Origin of the sequence: Microbacterium sp. BWR-S6Y, assembly GCF_041379845.1 — a bacterium.
Classification (GTDB): Bacteria; Actinomycetota; Actinomycetes; order Actinomycetales; family Microbacteriaceae; genus Microbacterium; species Microbacterium hydrothermale.
Window position 1 is genome coordinate 63,127 of the sequence record NZ_JBFECV010000006.1, and the last position, 17,819, is coordinate 80,945.

The following is a 17,819-nucleotide window of genomic DNA, read 5'->3' on the forward strand; positions in this document are numbered from 1 at the left end:
CCACGGCCTCCGACATCGGGCAGCCGCACGGCGCGTCGCCCGTGGACACGCGGACGACGATCGCCTCAGTCGCGTTCGAGCCGCTCGATGCGGGCGACCAGACCGGCGCGTTTCGGCGAGCGCGCGGGGAGCATCGACAGGCACAGCCGCAGCACGTCGTCGTCGTCGCGGCCGTCGAGCGTCTCGGCGTAGGCGAGAAGAACGTCCACCCCCGCCTCGGCGATGAGCGCCTCGCGCAGCGCCGAGCGCACCGACTCGCGCACCTCGACCACGCCCGGGGCGTCCGACTCCGGCAGCACGGGGCCGGAGTAGGCCGCCAGGGCGACGCGATGCGCTCCCCGGTCCAGCAGCGACAGCATGTGCTGCGCGTCTGTCTCGAGACCGTCGGGCAGGCGGTAGGGACGCGACGCCGGCACCAGCCGCGGCGCGACCGGCACCAGCGCGCGCCGCAGTCGCACCATCTCGGGTCGGAGCGTCTCGACCGCCGCGTGCCCGTAGACGGCCTCGCTCAACGCCTCGGCCGAGAGCCCCTCGCGGTGAACCGCCAGCAGCAGGAGGATTTCCGCGTGCCGCGCACTGAGCTCGAGCGTCGACCCGCCGACCTCGAGCAGAGCGCGGTCCCTCCCGAGGATGCGCAGGAGGGCGCGCGACGGCGTCGAACGCTTCGGCGGCGGAGCCTGCTGCGCGCGCAGCCTCGCGACGAGCAGTTCGCTCTCGACCGCCCGGGCCGTGGCATCCACGAGCAACTGCGCCTGGGGGGTGACGGCCTCGAGTCCTCCCGTGACGTCGATCACCCCGAGCAGTCGCCGCGTCTCGGGATCGTGGACGGGCGCCGCCGTGCACGACCACGGCTGCACGAGCCGGTTGAAGTGCTCGGCCCCGCGGATCTGCACCGACCGGTCGAGGGTCAGGGCCGTTCCCGGCGCCGAGGTGCCCACGGCGTCCTCGGCCCAGTTCGCTCCCGCGACGAAGCCCATGTCGCCCGTCAACGAGCGGATGTGGCGGTCGCCCTCGACCCACAACAGCCGCCCCGCGGCGTCGCCCACGGCGACGACGACGCCAGACTCCTCAGCGGTTCCGGGCAGCAGCAGGGCGCGGATCATGTCCATGACCCCGGCGAGAGGGTGGGCGCTGCGGTACGCGTCGAGCTCGTCGCTGGCGAAGTCGAGGCTCGGCAGGCCCTCCGGACCGACGAGGGATGCCAGCGACCGCCGCCACGAATCCTGCACGAGCGGGCGCACGTCCGCGAGCCGTCGGTCGTCGTTGCCGGCGAGGAGTTCGTCGTGGGCGCGCGCGATGAGCAGCCCCGAGGTCTCGGGGGAGATCGGCGGTCGCGACCACGGTGAGGGCACGGTACTCCCATCGGCGGTGACGGAGGTGGGTCCCAGTGTAAGTCGGGCGGAGGCCGAACGGCAGGGGTCAGGGCGCGTTGCTCTCCGGGGGGTCGCTCCAGGAGACGACCCGTGCGCGCTGCAGCGGCACCGCCCCGGGCGCCAGCACATGCGGGATGCCGTGGAACCACGCCCCGCTCACCCCGCGGCGCGCGCACTCCTCGAGCCAGGCGCGGTTCTGCGCCGTCGTGGTCAGGGCGGCGCGGTGCGACGCCCCGTCGAACGGTCGGACCTCGCGCGGATCGAGGGGATCGCCGGTGGCGGTCAGCGTGCGATCGACGACGACGGTGCCCTCCGGGAGGTCCGCGGCCGGGATGGCCCAGAACTCCATCGGCGGGCGCTCCCGACCGCGGATCTCGCGCCACGCGGACCAGATCGCGTGCGGGTGCACGGGCGAGAGGAAGACGACCTCCGTCCACGAGCGCCCGAGTCCCGGGATCACCGTGTCGCGCAGACGCCGCCGCTCCGGGGTGTCGTCGTACTTCGCGAGGGCGCGCCGATGAGCCTCGGGATCGACGCCCGCCAGGTCGCTCAGGGGCAGCAGCGACGACGTGCCCGCCGCGAGCTCGATCCGGGCGTGGAAGACGTGACCAGTGGCATCCATCCCCCCACCCTGACGGTGAGAACGGTTCCCGATCAGCGGAAAACGCCGTCAACCCCCGCCCCGGGAGAGAGATCGTGGACGCACGGTGGATTCACCGAGAGAAAGGGATGCCATGAAGGCAGTGCAGTATCGCGAGATCGGCAAAGGCCCCGAGGTGGTCGACATCGAGGAGCCCCACGCGGGCCCGGGCCAGGTGCGACTGAAGGTCACGGCCGCGGGGCTGTGCCACTCGGACTGGTTCGTGATGGACCTTCCGGAGGACCAGTACACCTACGGTCTGCCGCTCACGCTCGGCCACGAGGGAGCCGGCATCGTCGACGAGCTCGGCGAGGGCGTCGAGGGCGTGCAGATGGGCGCGGCGTACGCCATCTACGGCCCCTGGGGCTGCGGTCGCTGCCACGCCTGCGCGCAGGGCGCGGAGAACTACTGCCCCTACGCGGCCGAGATGGGCATCACCCCTCCGGGACTGGGCAGCCCCGGAGCGATGGCCGAATACGTCATCGTCGACGATCCGCGCCACCTCGCGCCCCTCGGCGACCTCGACCCCGTCGAGACCGTATCGCTGACCGACGCGGGACTCACGCCGTACCACGCGATCGTCGCGGCGAAGGAGAAGCTCTACCCCGGAGCCACGGCCGTCGTGATCGGAGTCGGCGGTCTCGGACACGTGGGCGTGCAGATCCTGCGCGCCATCACCCAGGCCACCGTCATCGCCGTCGACCTCGGCGAGGACAAGCTCGCCCTCGCCCGCGAGGTCGGGGCGCACCACACCGTGACCTCCGACGAGCACGCCGCCGAGCGCATCCGCGAGCTCACGAACGGCCTCGGCGCCACCGCCGTGTTCGACTTCGTCGGCGTGCAGCCCACCATCGACCTCGCGCGCGCCGTCGCCGGGCTCGACAGCTTCATCCACATCGTCGGCATCGGCGGCGGCATCCTTCCCGCCGGCTTCTTCTCCACGCCGATGGGCGCGGCCGTTCGCGCGCCGTACTGGGGAACGCGCAGCGAGCTGATCGAGGTCCTCGACCTCGCCCGCAGCGGGGCGGTGGGCGTGCACGTCGAGCGCTACGGCTTCGACGGCGCCGTGGAGGCCTACGGCAAGCTGCACAAGGGACAGGTGCGCGGTCGCGCCGTCGTCGTCCCCTGACGCGAGCCTCGAGGGGGCGGCATCCGATCGACGGATGCCGCCCCCTCTGCGTCGTGGAAGGCGAGCGGCCTCAGCCCCGCGCCGCCCACCACTCCCGAAGACGCCGCTCGGCCTCGTCCTCGCCGAGCACGCCCTCGTCGAGGCGCAGGTCGAGCAGGAAGCGGTACGCCTCGCCGACCTCGCGTCCCGGACGCAGGCCCAGGACCTCCTGGATCCGGTTGCCGTCGAGCTCGGGGCGGATCGCATCGATCTGCTCCTGCTCGCGCAGCGACGCGATGCGGGCTTCGATGTCGTCGTATGCGGATGCCAGGCGCTGCGCCTTGCGCTTGTTCCGCGTGGTCACGTCGGCCCGCGTGAGGATGTGCAGGCGCTCGAGCTCGTCACCGGCGTCGCGCACATAGCGGCGGACGGCGGCATCCGTCCACGCCCCCTCGGCGTAGCCGAAGAACCGCAGGTGCAGCTCGACCAGGCGCGAGACGACCGTCGTGGTCGCCGCGTCGAAGCGCAGCGCCTGCAGGCGCTTGCGGGCCATGCGCGCGCCCTTGATGTCGTGGTGGTGGAAGGTGACCCCGCCACCGGTCTCGAGGCGGCGGGTGGCGGGCTTGCCGATGTCGTGCAGCAGCGCCGCCAATCGCAGGGGCACGTCGGGGGCGGCATCCGGATGCCGCTTCTTCTCGAGCGCGATCGCCTGGCTCAGGACCGTGAGCGAGTGCTCGTAGACGTCTTTGTGGTGGTGGTGCTCGTCGACCTCGAGGCGCAGCGCCGGCACCTCGGGCAGGAACTCCTCGATCAGGCCGGTCTCGACGAGCACGCGGATCCCGCGCACCGGATCGTCGGTCTGCAGCAGACGCACCAGCTCGGCCTGCACGCGCTCGGGGCTGACGATGGCGAGAGACGCCCGCAGCTCGGCGATCGCATCGAGCGTCGCGGGGTCGACCGCGAAGTCGAGCTGCGACGAGAACCGGGCCACGCGCAGCATGCGCAGCGGGTCGTCGCCGAAGCTGACGGCCGGATCGATGGGGGTGCGCAGGCGCCCGGCGAGCAGGTCTTCGACGCCGCCCGTCGGGTCGACGAGGGTGCGGGCGGGAACCCGCAGGGCCATCGCGTTCACGGTGAAGTCACGGCGGCTGAGGTCGGCCTCGAGGGTGTCGCCGAACTCGACGGTCGGCTTGCGGGTGACGCCGTCATAGCTGTCGGCGCGGAACGTCGTGATCTCGACCTGCTCGCCCTTGACGCGTGCGCCGATGGTTCCGAAGGCGCGACCGACGTCCCACTGCACCGAGGAGATCGGCTTCACGAGGGCGAGGATCTCGTCGGGGCGCGCGTCGGTCGTGAAATCGAAGTCGTGGGTGATGCGCCCCAGCAGGGCGTCGCGAACCGGGCCGCCGACGATCGCCAGATCGCGGCCCGCGTCGGCGAAGGCGCGGGCGACGGCGGAGACGACGGGGTGCGCCGCGAGCTCCTCGAGGCGCGCGAGACCCTCGGCCATGTTCAGCATGCCTTCGAGCCTAACCGGGGGCGCCGACGGCGTCCGGCGGACGTGGACGACCGGCGGGGCTCAGTCCTCGAACGAGAGGAACCCGGTCACCAGCAGTTCGCGCACGCGGGGGAGCACGTCGGCGCGCAGGTGCGCGGCGTCGACCTCCATGAGCTGCGCGATCGCGTCCACGAGCGTGCCGACCGGCAGGTCGCCGTCGCAGGCCCCGACGAGAGCGGCGAGGGCCGGGTCGACCTCCATCGTGCGGGCGAAGCCGCCGCCCTGACGCAGCTCGATCACCGAGGGGTCGCCCTCTCCGGGGCGATGGTGGCGGGCCTCGGTCACATCGGGTGCGACGCGCAGCACGCTGTCGGCGAGGTCGTCGTCGTCCAGGAGCGCTGCGCGGTCGTGCGCGGCCAAGCAGTCCGCGAGGTGCGGACCGAAGCCCGCCTCGCCCCCTCCCGCAACGCGCTCGTAGCGCGTGAGAGTGGGGCTGCCGGCGAGGGGCTTCCGCACGAGCACGTACCCGAATCCCACCCCGGTCACCCCGCGGCGCGCGAAATCGTCGAGCCACGCCTCGATGAGGCGGGCGTAGGCCGGCGTCCCCGGAACGGTCCCCCCGTCGCGGACCCAGAGTTCCGCGTACGCCAGCGGATCGAGCACCTCGCGCTCGATCACCCAGGCGTCGAGTCCGTCGCCGACCCATCCGCGGACGCGATCGAGCCCCGACTCGCCATCGTGGTACTCCCAGTTGCCGAGCGACTGGGCGATCCCGCCCGGAGCGAGGTGCGCGCCGACCTCGCGGATCACCGTGGCGACGAGCGCATCTCCCTCCATCCCGCCGTCGCGGTACTCGTAGGCCGGCACCCCCTCGACGCGCGGGGTGATGACGAACGGGGGATTGGATGCCACCCGGTCGAACGTCTCGTCACCCACCGGTTCGAACAGCGAACCGAGGCGCGTCTCGATCCCGTCGACGTCGTTGAGCAGGGCGTTGAGGCGGGTGAAGCGCAGGGCGCGCTCGGAGATGTCCGTCGCGACGACGCGGTCGACCAGACGCCGCAGACGCAGGGCCTGGATGCCGCATCCGGTGCCCAGGTCGAGCGCCGTGCCCCCGCGACGGGTCAGCTGCAGCCGGGCGAGGGTCTGCGAGGCCCCTCCCACGCCGAGGACGTGGTCCTCGGGCAGCGGCCCGCCCAGCGCGGCCTCGTCGAGATCGCTGGCGATCCACCACTCCACCTCGCCCTCCTCGTCGCCGAAGGCCTGCGGGCGCACCAGCACGGCGGGACGCACCCTCCCCGTGTCTGCGTCGAGGGCGACGAGGCCCAACGCGGCAGCGCCGTCGACGCCGAGCGCGGGCAGCGCCGCGTCCGCCTCGGCACGCGACACGGTCAGACCCAGTCCCCACAGGCGACCGAGCACCGCGAGGGCGTCGTCGCGGCCGGCGAGAGCGAGCTCCGCCGGCCCGCGCAGACCGCGAGCGACCGCATCGTCGGCCTGAGCGCCCCAGGCGTCCCGCAGCGCGGCGCTGGCGTAGCCCGCCGCACGCAGGTCGGAGGCGAGGGCGTGACAGAGCTGGGCGTCGGGTTCGGGGAGCACCGGTCCATTCAACCGTCTGCGCGAGGCTTTCGGCGGGCGTGAAGGCACGCGGCCTAGACTCGTCGCGGTACGAGGACCCGCCCCCTCGTTCCACCGACGCTCGTATGACCGTGACTTCCCCGCCTTCGGGCTCACCCGTGCCGCGGCGCCCTCGCACGCGCCGACTGCTGGCGACCCTCGCGACGCTCGCACTGGCCCTCGGGATCGCCGCGCCCGCAACGGCGGCCGCCGCCGCGGAGGCCACCCCGTCGCCCTCGGCATCCGCCTCCCCCGCGACCCTGGCCGCGGCTCCGGCGGCCAACGGCATCCTGCGCTCCGGCGATTCGCTCTCGGTCGTCGCGACGCTCTCGGCGGGGTCGACGGGCACGACCTCGACGCCCGTCGCACTCTCGCTCGGACGCGGTGCGCTCACCGACGACGCGGCCCTCCAGCGGTGGCTGAGCGGAGATACGACCGGGGTGAATGTGCAGCAGGTGGCGACGGGGACGGTGGATGCCGCGTCCTCCGGGTCCCAGACCACGACGACGCTCTCCGTGCCGGCGACCGACGCCTCGCTGGCCGGCCTCGCGGCGGGGGTCTACCCGGTGCAGGTGACCGCGACCGCGGCGGGTCTTTCGGCGACGAGCGTCATCGTCGTGCCCGCAGATACGGGGGCGCAGACCCCGATCGCCCTCGTGGTCCCCATCACCGCGGCGCCGATGACCCGGGGCCTGCTCACGGCGAACGAACTCGCGGAGCTCACGGCCGTCGACGGCGCGCTGTCGGCCCAGCTCGACGCGGTCGACGGCACGGGAGCGACCCTGGCGGTGGATCCCGCGATCCCCGCCGCCATCCGGGTACTCGGTTCCGCGGCACCGCCGACCGCGGTGGCGTGGCTGCAGCGCCTGCTGGGACTCCCGAACGATCGTTTCGCCCTGCAGTTCGGCGACTCCGACATCGCATCGCAGCTGCGGGCGGGTCTGTCCGACCCGCTGGCCCCCACGTCGTTGCAGACCTACATGAGCGCCGCCGACTTCACGCAGCCGGCGCCGGCCGTCTCGGCCGCGTCGACCCCCGACCCCTCACCCGCGAGCACCCCGGGGCAGCCGACCTACCCCTCCACCGCGGCGCTCCTCGACATCGGCACCTCGACGCCGAACGTGTACTGGCCCGCGACGGGATCGGCGGGCTCCGACACCGTCGCCGCCCTCGGCGCCCTGGGCAGCGCCGACGATCCCGCGCACGTTCTCGTGCCCTCCACGAGCGTGGCCGGGGGAGCACGACAGGCCGCCGCCTCCGTCGGGGGAGTGTCGACGCCCGTCTACGACGCCGAGGTGTCACGCGCCCTCGCCGATGCGGCCGGGCAGAACGACGCCACCTTCCGCGGCGCCTCCCTCGCGGCCGCACAGGGCTACCTCGCGCTCGCCCGCGCGACGACCGGAGCACAGCCCGTGCTGGCTGTGCTCGACCGCGGCACCGACCGCTCGCGCGTGAGCCTGCGGGCCACGCTGGGTCTCATCGCCACCGCCCCGGGATTCGCGGGCTCGCGTCTGGCCGCCATCGCCTCGTCGCCGGCATCCGAGATCACCCTCACCGATCCCGTCGTCGACGACGCGCGCGTCGGCGATGTCGGCGCGCTGCTCGACGACGAGCAGGTCATCGACCGGTTCGCGACCATCCTCGACCAGCCCGAGTTGCTCACCGGTCGTGAGCGCGCCGAGGTGCTGCAGGTCACCAACATCTCGTGGACGGGGGATGCCGCCCGCCAGGCCGTGTCGGACCACCGCGACGCGACGCGCACGACGCTCGACTCGGTCGGCATCCTGTCATCCGACTTCCGGCTCGTGAGCTCGAGCGCTCCACTCCGGCCCTGGGTGCGCAACGACCTGCCCTGGCCGGTCACGGTGGTGCTCTCGGTGCGCCCCGACGATGCGCGTCTGCGCGTGCAGCCCCGCACGACCGTCGACGCCCAGGCCTCCGCGAACACGCGCGTCGAGGTCCCCGTCGAGGCCCGCATCGCCAACGGCGAGGTGAGCGTCGACCTGCAGCTTTTCAGCCCCACGGGAGAGCCGATCGGACAGCCGCAGGCGGTCGACGTCGAGGTGCGCGCCGAGTGGGAGAGCATCGGACTGATCGTCATCATCGTCCTGGTCGTCGCGTTCCTCAGCCTCGGCGTCGTGCGCACCGTCGCGCGACGACGTCGGGCCGCCGCGGCCCCGCCCGACGACGCCGAGCCCCCGCTGGACGGCGTGGGGAACAAGGATCCGGATGCCGACGGGCGCGGCGCAGCCGATCCCGAAAATGACGAACACATCGACCTCGAGCAGGAGACGCGCCCGTGAGCAGTATCGGACGGGCGAGTGTGCTCATCGGGGCCGGCACGATCGTGTCGCGCGTCAGCGGTCTGCTGCGACAGGTGGTCCTGGTGGCGATCGTCGGGTCGGTGCAGAGCTACGCGGGCGACGCGTTCGGCCTCGCCAACTCGCTGCCCAACAACATCTACGCCCTCATCTCGACCGGCGTGCTGACGGCCGTCATCGTCCCGCAGATCGTCAAGGCCGCGACGCACGCGGACGGGGGCCGCGCCTTCATCTCCAAGCTCTTCACGCTCGGCACGGTCATCCTGCTGGTCACCACGGCCGTGGCGATGATCGCCGCACCCTGGATCGTGTCGCTCTACACGCCCGCGACGACCGCACCCGATCAGATCGCCCTCGCCACCGCGTTCGCGTACTGGTGCCTTCCGCAGATCTTCTTCTACGGTCTGTACGCCCTGCTCGGCGAGATCCTCAACGCGCGGAAGGTCTTCGGGCCCTACACCTGGGCGCCGATCGTCAACAACGTCGTCTCCCTCGTCGGCTTCGGCGTCTTCCTGCTCATCTTCGGCGGGCCCAACACCGCGGTCGCGCAGTGGACCCCCGGCATGATCGCGCTGCTCGGCGGAGTCGCCACGGGCGGGATCGTGCTGCAGACGGTCGTCCTGCTCGTCTTCTGGCGCCGAGCCGGATTGCGGGTCCGTCCCGACTTCCAGTGGAGGGGCGTGGGACTGCGTCACATCGGCCGCCTCGCCGGATGGACCTTCCTCATGGTCATCGTCGGCCAGCTGGCGGGCATCGTGCAGAGCCGCGTGCTCTTCGAAGCGACCGGGAACGGCCCCGCCGTCCTCGCCTCGCAGAACGCCTGGCTCGTCTTCATGCTCCCGTATTCGCTGATCGTGCTCTCGATCGGTACCCCGTACTTCACGCAGTTGAGCGAGCACGCGACGGCCGGCCGAGACGATCGGGTGCGCGATGACATCATCCGCAGCATCCGCGTCCTGGGCCTGTTCATCGTCGCCGCCACCGCGGCTCTGGTCGCCGCGGCCGTTCCGGCGTCCCGCATCTTCACGAACGACGCGTCCGAGGCGGTCGCTGCCGCGCCAGTGCTGCTGTGCTTCCTCGCGTGCCTCCTGCCCCTCGCGGTGCTGTTCGTCATCCAGCGCACGTTCTACGCCTACAACGACACCCGCACGCCGTTCTTCTTCACGCTCGTACAGGGCGTCCTCGTCGTGCTCACCGCCCTCGCCGCCGCCGGGGCACTGGGGGCGGGGCTCCTTCCCGTCACGCAGCTCGCCGCCGCCGTCGCGCTGGGACAGTCGATCTCGAGCATCGTGCAGGTCGTGATCGCGACGGCCATCCTGAACCGTCGGCTGGGCGGCATCGGCATCCGCTCGTGGCTCCTCCCGCTGGTCCGCTTCGTGCTCGTCGGCATCCCGGCCGGGGCGGCCGGGTGGGCCGTCGTGCTGCTCTGCGGCGGTCCGGAGGGCTGGCTCTCGGCGGACCGCCTGACCGGGGCGCTCGGTGCCGGGCTCATCGGCGCCGTCGTCCTCGCCGTCTACATCGGCATCCTGGCTCTGTTCCGCACGCCCGAGCTCGCTCCCGCGATCGCGCTCGGCCGACGGTTCCTCCCCAAGCGCTAGCCCCCCGCCCCCGGAATACCCCAGGGCTAGCATGGGTTTCATCCGGCGGAATCAACGAAGGGAACGCGCTACCGTGCGTCACGTCATCATCATCGGGTCCGGCCCGGCCGGCTACACGGCTGCCATCTACGCGGCCCGAGCCAACCTCGAGCCCCTCGTCGTCGCGAGCTCCGTCGAGGCCGGCGGCGACCTCATGAACACCACCGAGGTCGAGAACTTCCCCGGCTTCCCCGACGGCATCCAGGGCCCCGACCTCATGGCGAAGATGCAGGCGCAGGCCGAGCGCTTCGGTGCGCAGGTGCTCTACGACGACGTCGTGTCGCTCGAGCTCGACGGCCCCGTCAAGAAGGTCACCCTCGGCAGCGGCAAGGTCGAGGAGGCCGTCTCGGTCATCTACGCGACCGGCTCGGCCTACCGCAAGCTCGGCCTCGAGGGTGAAGACCGCCTGTCCGGGCGCGGTGTCTCGTGGTGCGCCACCTGCGACGGCTTCTTCTTCCGCGACCGCACGATCGCGGTCGTCGGCGGTGGCGACTCGGCCATGGAAGAGGCGAACTTCCTCACGAAGTTCGCGTCGAAGGTCTACATCATCCACCGCAAAGACACGCTGCGTGCGTCGAAGATCATGCAGGAGCGCGCGTTCGCGAACCCCAAGATCGAGTTCATCTGGAACAGCGCCGTCGACGAGATCCTCGGAGAGGATGCCGTGAACGGTGTCCGTCTGCGGTCGACGGTCGACGACACCCTGCGCGAGCTCCCGCTCGACGGTCTGTTCGTCGCGATCGGCAACGACCCCCGCACGCACCTCGTGCACGACAAGCTCCAGCTGACCGACCAGGGCACCATCTGGGTCGACGGACGTTCGTCTCGTACCTCGGTCGAGGGCGTCTTCGCGGCCGGCGACGTGATCGACCCCACCTACCGGCAGGCGATCACCGCGGCCGGGAGCGGAACCGTCGCCGCCCTCGACGTGGAGCACTTCCTCGCCGCGCGCGGTGAGGCCGGCGAGCCCGCCGTCGCCGAGAGCCCCATCGAGGGGCTTCCCGACGCGGCTGTGGTCTGAGGAACAAATCCGCCGTCACCGGCGTTTTCATCTACTGACGCTCTTATCTAAGGAGAAATCACATGACCGCCAAGGCGACGACCTCCGCGACGTTCGAGCAGGACGTCCTGCAGGCCGACGGACCCGTTCTCGTGGACTTCTGGGCCGAGTGGTGTGGACCGTGTCGCATGGTCGCCCCCGTCCTCGACGAGATCCAGAACGAGAACTCGGGCAAGATCACGATCCTCAAGCTCAACGTCGACGAGAACCCCGATCTGGCGATGAAGTACCAGATCACCTCGATCCCCGCGATGAAGGTCTTCCAGGACGGTGAGGTCAAGACGACCATCATCGGCGCGAAGCCCAAGTACGCGCTCGAGCAGGACCTCGCTCCGTTCATCGGCTGAGTCCTCTCCGTCCTCGAAAGCCCCGGCACCGTCGTGCCGGGGCTTTCGCCGTTTCCGGGGCGCCGGCTCTCTCCCGGAAGGCCCAGGATGCCGCGTCCGTCCGCCGACACCGCGTCGAGGCGCGTGTGCTGAGGCGCGGGTTCCGCCGCACGGGAGGTGTCCGGTGGGCCGGACGTCGGCACCTCCACGGCGCCGCGCGTCCCGGGGAGTCGGCAGCCGGCGCGGGTGAGGTGCGGGGAGCGGGAGGCGGGCGCTTCGGCTCTGCGGTGCGCCGGGCGCCGGGGGCCGCGGTGTGCCGGGCGCCGGGGAGCTGCGGCTCACTCGCGGGTCGGGCGCTGCGGCTGACTCGTCGGCCAGGCGCGCGAGACAGCTCTCGAGCGACGGACCGATCGCGAGGCGCCGAGGCTCTGCGAGGGACCGAGCTCCCGCGGCAGCGGCCACACGACGACGTTCGCGCGTCGTGGGGTGCGAACAGAGGACACGTGGAAGCCTCCACCGCCTCAGACGCCGTGTGGGGCGCTCAGGACGCGTCGAGACGGACGCTCGCATCCCAGCGCCGGTGCGGCTCGTCTTCGCCCAGAATGCGCCACACAGCGCGCGTGAGGGCCGGGTAGTCGAGGGCGATCTGCCGGAGGACGCGGTAGTTTCGCGCCTTCGTCGGTCGGACGCCCCCGTTCTCCGTGATGTTCTCGGCACGAAGAGTGAGGACGACGAGCTCGTCGACGCTGGGGAGGTCTTCCATGAAGTCCCACGGGTCTTCACCGCCGCGGAGTCGCTCGTGGATCAGCACGGCCAGCTCATCGGAGGCCTCGGCGCGCAGGAGCTCGAGGCTGGCGCGACGGCGCGGGTGGTCTTCATTCGCAGTCACCATTCCAGCGTACGTCGCACCACCGACACCGGGCGCGCGGGGGCGTTCGCTCCCCGCGTGACGACGAGGAGACCGTCGACCTCAGCCCGTGTAACCGTCTTCACCGAGCGCGGCGAGAATGCGATTCAGGTCCTGAATACTGGCAAAATCAATGCTGATCTGGCCTTTTTTGGCGTTCAACGAAACCCGGACCTTCGTGTCGAGACGGTCGCCCAGACGCTCCGCGACGTCATCGAGACCGGACCGACGAGAGCCCGCGGTGGGCTTCTGCCGAACGGGGGCGACACCGGGCATCTTCGCTGCCGCTTCGGCCGCACGAACGGAGAGGTCCTCGTTCACGATCTTGTCGGCGAGCTTCTGCATCTCTTTCGCGTCGTCGAGCGAGAGGATGGCGCGGGCGTGACCGGCACTCAGCACACCGGCCGCAACACGCTGCTGCACGGGGACCGGCAGCTTGAGTAGCCGGATGGTGTTGCTGATCTGAGGCCGCGAACGACCGATTCGCGTCGCGAGCTCTTCCTGGGTGATTCCGAAGTCCTCGAGCAGCTGCTGGTACGCGGATGCCTCTTCGAGGGGGTTCAGCTGCGAACGGTGCAGGTTCTCGAGCAGGGCGTCCCGCAGAAGGTACTCGTCCTCCGTCTCCCGGACGACGGCGGGGATGGTCTCGAGGCCGGCCTCACGCGATGCGCGCGTGCGCCGCTCGCCCATGATCAGCTCGTACGTTCCGTCGCCCTTGTCGCGCACCACGACCGGCTGCAGCACCCCGAACTCACGCACGGAATGGATGAGCTCCGCAAGGTCGTCCGGATCGAAGTGCGTGCGCGGCTGGCGAGGGTTCGGAACGATCGACTTGGGATCGATGTGCACGAGGCGCGCGCCGGGAACGCGGACGAGGGAATCGTCGGTGGTGTCACCGGCGACGGGGGAGTCGGTCTTCGGTGCGGCGTTCCCCTCGGGGAAGAACACGTCGACGGGGCGAGCCTCCGAGGGCTCCGCCGTGGGGATGAGGGCGCCGATGCCGCGGCCCAGTCCGGTCCTCTTGGCCATCAGGAACCCTTCTTCGTGGTGTCTCGCGAGACGATCTCGACCGCGGCTTCGCGGTAGGCGATGGCGCCCGCTGACTGGCCATCGTACGCGATGACGGTCTGTCCGAAGCTCGGTGCTTCGGAGACGCGGACCGAGCGGGGGATGACGGTGTCGAGCACCTCGCTCGTGAAGTGAGATCGGACTTCCTCCGCGACCTGCTGAGCAAGGCGTGTACGACCGTCGTACATCGTGAGCAGGATGGTGGACACGTGCAGCGTGGGATTCAGATGCTTCTGGATCATCTGCACACTCCCCAACAGCTGACTCAGGCCTTCGAGCGCGTAGTACTCGCACTGGATGGGGATCATGACCTCGTCAGCGGCCGTGAACGCATTGATGGTGAGAAGCCCCAGCGACGGCGGGCAGTCGATGATGACGAAGTCGAGGTGGTTGTCCTCGATCCCAAGATAGTCGCGAAGAGCGCCGCGCAGACGGTGCTCGCGAGCGACCTGAGAGACCAGTTCGATCTCCGCGCCCGCGAGGTGGATCGTACTCGGGGCGCACAGCAGGTTCGGGGACTCCGGGCTGGTTTGCACGATGTCGGCGAGCGGGAACTCGTCGATGAGGACGTCGTAGATGCTGGGCGTTTCCGCGTTGTGGGCGACTCCCAGCGCCGTCGAGGCATTGCCCTGGGGATCGAGGTCGATCACCAGCACACGCGCGCCGACGGACACGAGGGCGGCAGCGATGTTAACAGCCGTCGTCGTCTTTCCGACGCCGCCCTTCTGATTCGAGACCGTGAAGATGCGGGTGCGGCCCGACAGTTCGACGGACGCGGCCTCCAGTGCTCGACGCCGAGCGGAGAGATCAGCGATCTCGCGGGCGATGGGGGAGTCGTCAAGAGAGAACGACGTGGACGCCTCATCGGACTGTTTCACGTGAAACACACCTCTCCGTCGCGAACTCGCTCAGTCTACCCGCGCCCTCCGACATCCATGTTGTCCGCGACGAATGCCACCCGTCTCTCACGTGCACTCACTCGCCGAAAACGCGTCGGTCACCCCCACAGTGCTCGACACCACGCTTTCACGAGCACCTCCTGAACTCACGGTCGCTGTGTGCGTGACGGGGAAGGTTGAAGTGAGGAGCCCCGTCGTACATCACCGCGTCCACGCCGCGTAGACGGTATTGGAGAAATGACGCAGCGTCCGGCCCGTTCGACAAGGAGGGCGCGATCCGCCCCGTCGTGCGACGCCGTCGGAATGGACTCCTTGCGAAAGCATGCTCGACGCGCGGGGTCCCCCGCGCGCCCGCAAACGTCACCATGGCCGAGTCAAGTGCATCGACCGCCGGCATCCTCGTCCCGCTGCCCTCTCTCAGGGGCGAGTGTCGCGCGCGTGATGTTTCACGTGAAACAGACGCAGTGAACATGCAGAGAAGCGAGTAGCTTCGGTCACCCCTGGAGGAGGTTCTAGAACCCTGTTCCCAGCAGAAGTGCCCGTTCACTTCGACGCCACCGGTCTCAAAACGGAGGAATGGACGCGGACCGGACGCTGGCGGGAATCGGCTGAGAGGAGCTCTCCCACGCCCGATACTGTGCGCTCGTGGTTGCGACACTACTTCGTGATTGATTTCGAAAAGACCGACCACTTCCCACGGGGCGCTCTTCGTGCAGTCGGGGAGATGCTCCACACGCGGATGTGGAGGTTCGACCCCCCATAGGGTGGCCCCGGGGCGACGTGATCCAAGATCGGCTGATGCCTATTGCTTCTGCACGATGCGAGCGCGGCCCACGCAGGTTCTCGGGAAGCTCCTGCGGCGGCCGGTTACAGACCTGAATCCCATAGAGCTGGCAAGAGCGGATGACTCCCGGCGACATCGCTGACCGGCAGTCCATGCACCGACTCAGAATCGCGAGATCCGATGATCCCGTGCATGTCTTCGCGAACCCTCGGCCGACCGAGACGCAAGGGTGGCTCCGCCGACACTGAGAGGACGCGTTGACGAGGGAGTGCGGCGTCCCAGGGGGCGTATCGCGCGCAGTGCCACCTCGGGTCCCCGCCGCAGTCCAGCCGCGACCTCCTGCCTTCTCCCCGTCGCAGCCACCACTCTTGCCCTGGTCGACTGTGACCTGAGGATGCCGCGAGACGTGCGGCGCGCCTGATGATCGAAGGACGTGAGGCGTCACACGGAAGCAGCGGTGAGGCGAGCGAGCGCCCACCGTCGGAGGCGCAGGCGGTCGCCCTCGTCGCGCGAGCGGTTCTCACACACACGTGTTCGTAACAGCGGGCGACGCCCACCGGCAGGCGAGATGGCGGACGGGACCGTTCCACTGCACTCTCGTCACCCACCCTCACGGCAATCGATCCCGGCACGCGTTGCTCACCCAGACGCACCGTCCGGAAACTTCGATACGACGTCCTTGAGTCACGGACGTGCCAAGCCCTTCAGCGCCAGCGCGTGTGTTGCCGCAGCACCCCTAGAGCGCGTGCGCTTCATCTGCGCCTGATGCGCCCGAAACCCCTAGGGTGGCCCGTGCTTCTCACCGCGGCATCCACCTGCCCCTTCGAACTCGCCCGGGCCCCGCATTCACTCACTCAGACGTCCCATCCGAGGGGACGGCAGTACCGACTCAAGCATTCTGGGCAAATCGCGCGTGTAGGCAGGGGGGTTTACACGCCCATCCCCTTCGGCGACCGAACAGTCGGTCGTGGCCCGGCAATCGCAACGGCGCAATCTTCCCGGCTCGCCAAGCCAGCAGACGGCTCCGTCATGCGTTGGCTGCGGGGGAGCACGAAGGCGCCGGAGCTGCTCATCATCGGGAACACTTCGTTGACGCCGAAGTGCGGCCGCTCTGGGGCTTGCGACGGACGTCCTCAACGGCAGGCTTGGTCAAGAGCAGTCGCCAAAGGCCGACTCCCCAGCCGGAATGCGCGCCCGAACGAATACTGGACCAATTCCGCCCACAATTCTGCACACAAGCGACGCCTGGAGACGATGTTTCACGTGAAACGCGACGTGGACACGAGCGATCCGGACAGGACGTCGAGTTCATGACAGGAAGCGGGGCTGCCCGTGGGTGCGCCAGTTCCCGTCCTCACGTCATTGACTTGGAATCAACCGGACGACCAGCCGCTGGAACTCAAGGAGGTGCACGCACGACGAGGGCCCGTGACTGCCAGAGATCAACAACCGGCGCACCACAGACGCTCGACAGGCTCGCGTTGCTGCAGGACAGGCGGGAGGGCGCGGGTCCATTGACCTCGTGAAGACGAGCTCTGCCGCAGATGGTTCAGTCGTCCGCGATGTTTCACGTGAAACAAGCGCACAGTGCCACTCTGCGTCCGGGGAGAGGCTCATGACGACGATCGCAAGTAACCATCCTCAGGCGATGCTCACGGAAGCGACGACCACACCGAGCGCATGAAGGCCGCCGGTAGCCGGCCTGATAGATCGGGCCGAGGACGCCGAGTTCAAGAACTCAACAAATGGCTCGAGGATCGAGCCTCAACGATGTTTCAGGCGCTGACCTCGCGCCCCAGAACGCGCTGTACCTTCCCTCCGTCAACGAGGTAATCACCTCCGCGACGCGGCGCGAAGGGGCGACCCGGAACGACGCAACCGCGGTGGAGTGAGTGATGGGCTCGGGATAGACGGTTGTGTCACGGGAGAAGCAAGAGCTGCTGCGCGACCTCCACAAGCACGGCACACACGCTCCTCAGCGGTCGACCACCGGGGTAGAGCGGCGAGTCTGGGCGGACCGAAGCCGCTCCCGCCCGAGGACCATCCATACCAGCAGGGGCGGGCTAGCCCTCAACACCGTCAACAGCGACCCTGCAGATCTTGAACCCTGGGGCCATCAACACAATCATGGGTCACCTTCATAGCCACGGAAACGGCGACGAGCGCGTGAGCCGTCCGCCACCGGCGACAACGCGCGGGATACCCCGCGCCCCATGGCGATCCTGCGCCCGTCTGGGTGCGTGCGGACCACGCCGCGGTGACCCCGAGCGAGCTGCCTGACCCGTAACTACTTCTCAAGGTGATCACCGTCAACAGCAGCCGGGGGACGAGAGGGAGCCCGAAGATGCGACGGGGGAGTATCCGGCGCTACGCCACCCCGCGCCCTCGACAACCCACCGCGCACGGCGCCGCGGTAGTGGCGCTCCGACCGAGCATGCACATTCATCAGGGGACCGATCACTTTCCGAAGTGAGTTCGATTTCAAGGGGACGGCGTGCGGGGACACACAGATCCTTGCGCACGCACGCGACATCGCACGCACAACTCGAACAGAAGACCTTGCAGATGAATGTGCACCAAA

General features: G+C 69.9%; 12 protein-coding genes. 5 read left to right on the forward strand and 7 right to left on the reverse strand.

The window, feature by feature from the left end:
• Nucleotides 1-65 precede the first annotated feature (65 nt).
• Nucleotides 66-1,352 carry a GAF domain-containing protein gene (locus AB1K56_RS13355; protein WP_136586394.1) on the reverse strand — a complete coding sequence of 429 codons (1,287 nt, stop codon included), beginning with the start codon at nucleotides 1,350-1,352 and terminating at the stop codon, nucleotides 66-68.
• A gap of 67 nt (nucleotides 1,353-1,419) precedes the next feature.
• Nucleotides 1,420-1,995 carry a hypothetical protein gene (locus tag AB1K56_RS13360; protein WP_371206053.1) on the reverse strand — a complete coding sequence of 192 codons (576 nt, stop codon included), beginning with the start codon at nucleotides 1,993-1,995 and terminating at the stop codon, nucleotides 1,420-1,422.
• A gap of 112 nt (nucleotides 1,996-2,107) precedes the next feature.
• On the opposite strand from AB1K56_RS13360, the gene AB1K56_RS13365 reads away from it, so the two are divergent.
• A complete protein-coding gene (locus AB1K56_RS13365) occupies nucleotides 2,108-3,142 on the forward strand; it encodes an NAD(P)-dependent alcohol dehydrogenase (protein WP_136586392.1) in 1,035 nt (344 codons plus the stop codon).
• 70 nt (nucleotides 3,143-3,212) lie between these two features.
• On the opposite strand, the gene AB1K56_RS13370 is transcribed toward AB1K56_RS13365, so the two are convergent.
• Both AB1K56_RS13370 and AB1K56_RS13375 read right to left on the reverse strand, forming a co-directional pair.
• The gene (locus tag AB1K56_RS13370; protein ID WP_371206054.1) at nucleotides 3,213-4,640 is read right to left on the reverse strand and encodes a CCA tRNA nucleotidyltransferase; all 1,428 of its coding nucleotides are present in this window, start codon (nucleotides 4,638-4,640) and stop codon (nucleotides 3,213-3,215) included.
• Between the two features lie 60 nt (nucleotides 4,641-4,700).
• A complete protein-coding gene (locus AB1K56_RS13375; protein ID WP_371206055.1) occupies nucleotides 4,701-6,218 on the reverse strand; it encodes a methyltransferase in 1,518 nt (505 codons plus the stop codon).
• 137 nt (nucleotides 6,219-6,355) lie between these two features.
• On the opposite strand from AB1K56_RS13375, the gene AB1K56_RS13380 reads away from it, so the two are divergent.
• From AB1K56_RS13380 to trxA, 4 genes are all read left to right on the forward strand, one after another.
• The gene (locus AB1K56_RS13380; protein ID WP_371206056.1) at nucleotides 6,356-8,539 is read left to right on the forward strand and encodes a DUF6049 family protein; all 2,184 of its coding nucleotides are present in this window, start codon (nucleotides 6,356-6,358) and stop codon (nucleotides 8,537-8,539) included.
• Nucleotides 8,536-10,155 carry a murein biosynthesis integral membrane protein MurJ gene (gene murJ, locus AB1K56_RS13385; protein ID WP_371206057.1) on the forward strand — a complete coding sequence of 540 codons (1,620 nt, stop codon included), beginning with the start codon at nucleotides 8,536-8,538 and terminating at the stop codon, nucleotides 10,153-10,155. Before AB1K56_RS13380 ends, murJ begins: the two co-directional genes overlap by 4 nt.
• A gap of 73 nt (nucleotides 10,156-10,228) precedes the next feature.
• Entirely contained in the window at nucleotides 10,229-11,215 is a 987-nt protein-coding gene (trxB, locus tag AB1K56_RS13390) for a thioredoxin-disulfide reductase (RefSeq protein ID WP_136586385.1), read from the forward strand.
• Between the two features lie 62 nt (nucleotides 11,216-11,277).
• Nucleotides 11,278-11,601, forward strand: a complete 324-nt coding sequence (gene trxA, locus AB1K56_RS13395) for a thioredoxin (protein WP_371206058.1) — start codon at nucleotides 11,278-11,280, stop codon at nucleotides 11,599-11,601.
• Nucleotides 11,602-12,121: 520 nt separating this feature from the next.
• Here the strand turns inward: trxA and AB1K56_RS13400 are convergent.
• The 3 genes from AB1K56_RS13400 to AB1K56_RS13410 all read right to left on the reverse strand — a co-directional run bounded on the left by AB1K56_RS13400 (nucleotide 12,122) and on the right by AB1K56_RS13410 (nucleotide 14,442).
• Entirely contained in the window at nucleotides 12,122-12,469 is a 348-nt protein-coding gene (locus tag AB1K56_RS13400) for a tryptophan synthase subunit alpha (RefSeq protein WP_136586384.1), read from the reverse strand.
• A gap of 81 nt (nucleotides 12,470-12,550) precedes the next feature.
• Nucleotides 12,551-13,516: a ParB/RepB/Spo0J family partition protein gene (locus AB1K56_RS13405; protein WP_371206059.1), complete on the reverse strand. Its 966-nt coding sequence runs from the start codon at nucleotides 13,514-13,516 to the stop codon at nucleotides 12,551-12,553.
• Nucleotides 13,516-14,442: a ParA family protein gene (locus AB1K56_RS13410; protein WP_371206060.1), complete on the reverse strand. Its 927-nt coding sequence runs from the start codon at nucleotides 14,440-14,442 to the stop codon at nucleotides 13,516-13,518. Before AB1K56_RS13410 ends, AB1K56_RS13405 begins: the two co-directional genes overlap by 1 nt.
• Between the last annotated feature and the right edge of the window lie 3,377 nt (nucleotides 14,443-17,819).

Bases quoted from the DNA above. Each gene is read 5' to 3' on its own strand.
- trxA (WP_371206058.1), top strand. From the start codon at position 11,278: ATGACCGCCAAGGCGACGACCTCCGCGACGTTCGAGCAGGACGTCCTG.
- AB1K56_RS13360 (WP_371206053.1), bottom strand. From the start codon at position 1,995: ATGGATGCCACTGGTCACGTCTTCCACGCCCGGATCGAGCTCGCGGCG.
- AB1K56_RS13370 (WP_371206054.1), bottom strand. From the start codon at position 4,640: ATGCTGAACATGGCCGAGGGTCTCGCGCGCCTCGAGGAGCTCGCGGCG.
- AB1K56_RS13405 (WP_371206059.1), bottom strand. From the start codon at position 13,516: ATGGCCAAGAGGACCGGACTGGGCCGCGGCATCGGCGCCCTCATCCCC.
- AB1K56_RS13365 (WP_136586392.1), top strand. From the start codon at position 2,108: ATGAAGGCAGTGCAGTATCGCGAGATCGGCAAAGGCCCCGAGGTGGTC.